Source organism: Microbacterium sp. zg.Y909 (genome assembly GCF_024626565.1).
The window spans coordinates 1-4,099 of sequence record NZ_JANJFJ010000386.1; the positions used below are offsets into that span (position 1 = coordinate 1).

The following is a 4,099-nucleotide window of genomic DNA, read 5'->3' on the forward strand; positions in this document are numbered from 1 at the left end:
GGAGCTGTGGACCGACCTCTCCTGCCCGTACTGCGCCGTGCTCGAAGAGACCACGGGTGACGACCTCGAGGCCTGGGTGGCCGACGGCACGATCACGCTGTCGCTGCACCCGATGAACTACGTCAGCGAGAAGCGCGGAGACACCACCGACTACTCCACCCGCGGGGCGAACATCCTCGCGCTCGCCGCAGAGGCGGGCGAGACCGATGCCGTGCTGCCGCTGTACGCGCTGCTGCAGGAGAACCAGGTGGATGCCGACGGCGCCCCGAGCGACGCCGACCTGCTGGCCTACGCCACCGAAGCGGGGATTGCGGCGGACCTCACCGCCGGCGTCGAGGGCCTGACCATGGCCGACTGGGTGCAGGCGAGCAACGACCACTGGATCGGCGAGGTCGTCGGCTCCGACACCCCCGTCGACCACGTCCCGCTCCTCGTCGTCGACGGGAAGACGTTCGAGATCCGTGGCGACGGATCGGATGCCACGCGCCTGCGCGACGCGGTGGAAGGCGCCGCGGGCTGACCACCACACCTGTCGCGGCGGGCGGCTCAGATCGTGTCGTCTGCCGCGATGATGTCGAGTTCCCAGACGCGCGCATCGGCGGCGGTCGTGTCGTGCGCCTCGCGCGCCTGCTCGATCGCCGTGCTGATCCGCTCCAGCAGGTCGACGAACTCCTGCTCGCTCAGGCGGAGCATGGTGCGCGCGAACGTACCATGCACCCCGGCGCTGCGGCCGGCGGTGTACTCCGGCGCCCAGCCGACCACGCGGCGCAGCATGTCGGTGTGCTCCTGGGCCAGCGCGGCGAGCAGGGTGCCGCCGAGCGCTTCGTCCTCGACGGGATGATCGGGGCTGCCGAGGTCGAAACTGCCCTTCACGGCCGTCCAGACACGATCGCGACGGTCGCGCGCCTGCTCGGGCGCCTCTACGACGAGCCCCGCATCGGCGAGCGACCGCAGGTGGAAGCTGACGCTGTTCGCCGGCTCGTCCAAGTCGGCGGCGATATCGGCGGCCCGCGCGTAGTCGCGCGCCGCGAGAACCTTCATGATGCGCCGCCGCAGCGGATGCGACATCGCCTTGAGCATCGCGGAGGTCATCACCGCGCCGCGCGCTGTCCCGCCGTCGTCGACCATGGATCGAGTGTATCCAGGCCAGTTGGGCACGAGTTATTGCGCATGTAATGTTGCGCAATGTTCGTTGCGCATCTATTCTGGCCGCATGACCACGACGTCCGCAGCCCGCCACAGCCTCTGGCGCAACCGCCGCTACCTGATCTGGCTCGCCAGCGACACGAGCAAGGGGTTGGCCGACGCGCTGTTCGCCTTCGCGCTGCCGCTGCTCACCCTGATCGTCACCGACGACCCCGCCCAGGCCGGGATCGTCGGCGCGGTCGGCGGCACAGTGCTCGCGGTCACGACGCTGTACGGCGGGGTGCTCGCCGACCGGCATCCGCGCATCGCACTGATGATCCTCGGCGCCACGCTCGGCGTGGTGCTGTCGCTGGCGTTCACCGTGCTCGCGTTCGGCGGGTCGCTCACGTTCGCCACCCTGCTGGTGCTCACGCTTCTCCTCGGCGCCCGCGGGGGCCTCTTCGACGTGGCCGGCGAGAGCGCGATCAAGCAGATCGTCCCGGACGCCGCCATGGGGCGCGCGCAGGCGGCGAATCAGGCTCGGGATGCCGCACTGCAACTGGCCGGCGGGCCGCTCGGCGGAGCACTGCTGGCCGTCGGCGGCTGGCTGATCGGCGCCGTCATGATGCTCGCCCACCTGATCGCCGCGATCACGGCCTGGATGCTGCGCCACACGCGGCCCGTCGCGCATCCCTCCCCCGCGGCGGCCACCGACGCCGTTGTGGAGGCCGCGCCCGCCACCACGGCACAGAAGAAGACGAGCGCTGTCGGCGAGATGCGCACCGCCTTCGCGTGGCTCTTCGGCCGCGAGGATCTGCGCGCGGTCCTCTTCATCTCCACGATCATCAACCTCGGATTCAACGCGGGCCTCACGACCGTGCTGTATGCGATGCAGCAGGCTGGACACTCCCCTGCCGTCATCGGCTGGCTGTCCGCCGGGGCCGGCGTGGCGATGCTGGTGGGGGCGGTGGCCGCGCCCACCCTCGTTCCCCGCGTGCGGGCCGGCGTGCTCGCGATCGCCGGGCTCGCCGTCGCGACCGCCGGCGTGGCGGTGCTGTCTCAGCTGGAATCGGTGTGGGCGATCGTCGGCGTCCTCGCCGCGTCCGTCCTGTTGCTGCCGGCGCTCAACGCCGCGCTGATGGGCTACTCCATGGTCGCGGTTCCGAGCGAGCTGCTGGGCCGGGTGAACAGCGCGAGCACGGTGCTGGCGATCGGCGCGATGCCGCTGGCACCCCTGATCGCGGGATTCGGCCTCACCTGGGCCGGCCGCGAGGGCACGCTGCTCTTCTGCGCCGCACTGTGCGCGGTGGCGACGGCCATGGCGCTCGCGAGCCGCGGCCTGCGGGCGCTGCCCACCGAGTCGGGCTGGGCTGGACACGCCGCACTGTTCGAAACGCCTCGCGCGCGGTGAAGCGTGCGGGCGGCCCGCCCGACCCGACAGGCGCCTAGGTCGTGGCGCTCGCCTTCGTCTCGATGACGAGCAGCGGCGCGCCCGCCGTCGTCGGACCGAGCGCCATGGGGTCGACCGTTTCGAACTGATCTGCGTTGAGAACGATCACCGGGGTGATGAGCGGGTAGCCGGCCTTCTCGATCACGGACCGGTCGAACGTCACCAGCGGTGTGCCGAGCTCGATGCGCTGGCCGTTCGAGACCTTCACGTCGAACCCCTCGCCCTTGAGATTCACGGTGTCGATGCCGACGTGGATGAGCAATTCGATGCCGCCGTCGAGCACCAGCCCGAAGGCATGCCCGGTGGTCTGCGCCACGGCGACCACGCCCTCGCCGGGGGCATACACGGTGTCGCCGGTGGGTTCGATCGCGACACCGGGGCCCATGGTCCCGCCTGCGAAGACCGGATCGGGCACCTGCGACAGCGCCACCACCGTCCCATCCATCGGCGACATGATCTCCAGCGCCGCCGCCACCTCGGGCGCGTTCCCGGCGTCGATCACCACTGGACCGACCGGCGCAGTGCCAGCGGGGGCGGTCGCCGCCGCCTGCGCCGCCTGCGTCTCGGCCGGCTCCTTCGGCTTGTAGCCGGAGAGCATCACGAGGGTCATCGAGGTGATGAACGCGGCCGCCACCGCGATGCCGTACAGCGCCAGCGGCTGGAAGGCGGGGATGGTCAGCAGCGATGTGAAGACGAACGCCTCGGTGCGCACCCCACCGCCGATGCCGATGATGAGTCCACCCACGAAGCAGCCCACGAGCATGCGCGGATAGATCCGCTTGAAGCGCAGATGGATGCCGTACAGCGACGGTTCCGAGATGCCACCGAGAAGGCCGGCGGCGAGGGCACCGGTCGCGGTCTGCTTCATCACCTGGTCGCGCTCGCGCCACGCCAGCACCAGCACGGCCGCCGTCGCCCCGAAGCAGGCGAAGTTCCAGGCGCCCATCGGGCCCTGGATGAAGTCGTATCCGAGCGTCTGGATGTTCAGCAGCATGATCGCGTTGACCGGCCAGTGAAGTCCCAGCGGCACCATGAACGGGTAGGCCAGCGGAATGACGATGGCGAAGATCAGCGGCGAGAAGTTGTTGATCGAGCTGAGCAGGTTCGCCAGCCCCGCACCGGCGTAGACGCCGATGGGTCCGATCAGGAAGGCCGTCAGCGGGATCATCACCAGCATCGCCAGGAACGGCACGAAGATGAGGTGCAGGTTGTCGGGGATGATCTTCTTCAGCCCCTTCCACAACGGCCCGAGAACGGCGGCCATCAGCAGCGGCGGGAACACCTGCGAGTTGTAGTCGAAGATGGTCAGCGGGATGCCGAAGACCGGCACCGTGGTGATCTCCGAGCCGAGGAAGACGATCTGCTGCGCGGTGGCATCCTGCCCGAGCGCCAGGAATCCCGGCAGCATCACCACCGCCATGATCGCGAAGCCGACCCAGGGGTCGGCGCCGATCTTCTGCGAGGCGTTGTAGGCCACCATGAGCGGCAGGAAGACGAACACGCACTGCCACATCAGGTTGATGA

The 4,099-nt window shown here is 69.8% G+C and carries 4 protein-coding genes; 2 read left to right on the forward strand and 2 right to left on the reverse strand.

What is annotated here, in order from left to right; translation table 11 throughout:
* The coding region (locus tag NQ160_RS19785) for a DsbA family protein (protein ID WP_257516819.1) at window positions 1-520 on the forward strand (520 nt) is incomplete at its 5' end.
* A 26-nt stretch (window positions 521-546) separates the two neighbouring features.
* Here the strand turns inward: NQ160_RS19785 and NQ160_RS19790 are convergent.
* Entirely contained in the window at window positions 547-1,128 is a 582-nt protein-coding gene (locus tag NQ160_RS19790; protein WP_257516820.1) for a winged helix-turn-helix domain-containing protein, read from the reverse strand.
* An 85-nt stretch (window positions 1,129-1,213) separates the two neighbouring features.
* Between NQ160_RS19790 and NQ160_RS19795 the strand changes: the two genes are divergently transcribed.
* Window positions 1,214-2,536: an MFS transporter gene (locus NQ160_RS19795; RefSeq protein WP_257516821.1), complete on the forward strand. Its 1,323-nt coding sequence runs from the start codon at window positions 1,214-1,216 to the stop codon at window positions 2,534-2,536.
* Window positions 2,537-2,570: 34 nt separating this feature from the next.
* On the opposite strand, the gene NQ160_RS19800 is transcribed toward NQ160_RS19795, so the two are convergent.
* On the reverse strand, window positions 2,571-4,099 hold a 1,529-nt coding region (locus NQ160_RS19800), incomplete at its 5' end, for a glucose PTS transporter subunit IIA (RefSeq protein WP_257516822.1).

Coding starts and splice junctions, on each gene's coding strand:
- NQ160_RS19795 (WP_257516821.1), top strand. CDS start 1,214: ATGACCACGACGTCCGCAGCCCGCCACAGCCTCTGGCGCAACCGCCGC.
- NQ160_RS19790 (WP_257516820.1), bottom strand. CDS start 1,128: ATGGTCGACGACGGCGGGACAGCGCGCGGCGCGGTGATGACCTCCGCG.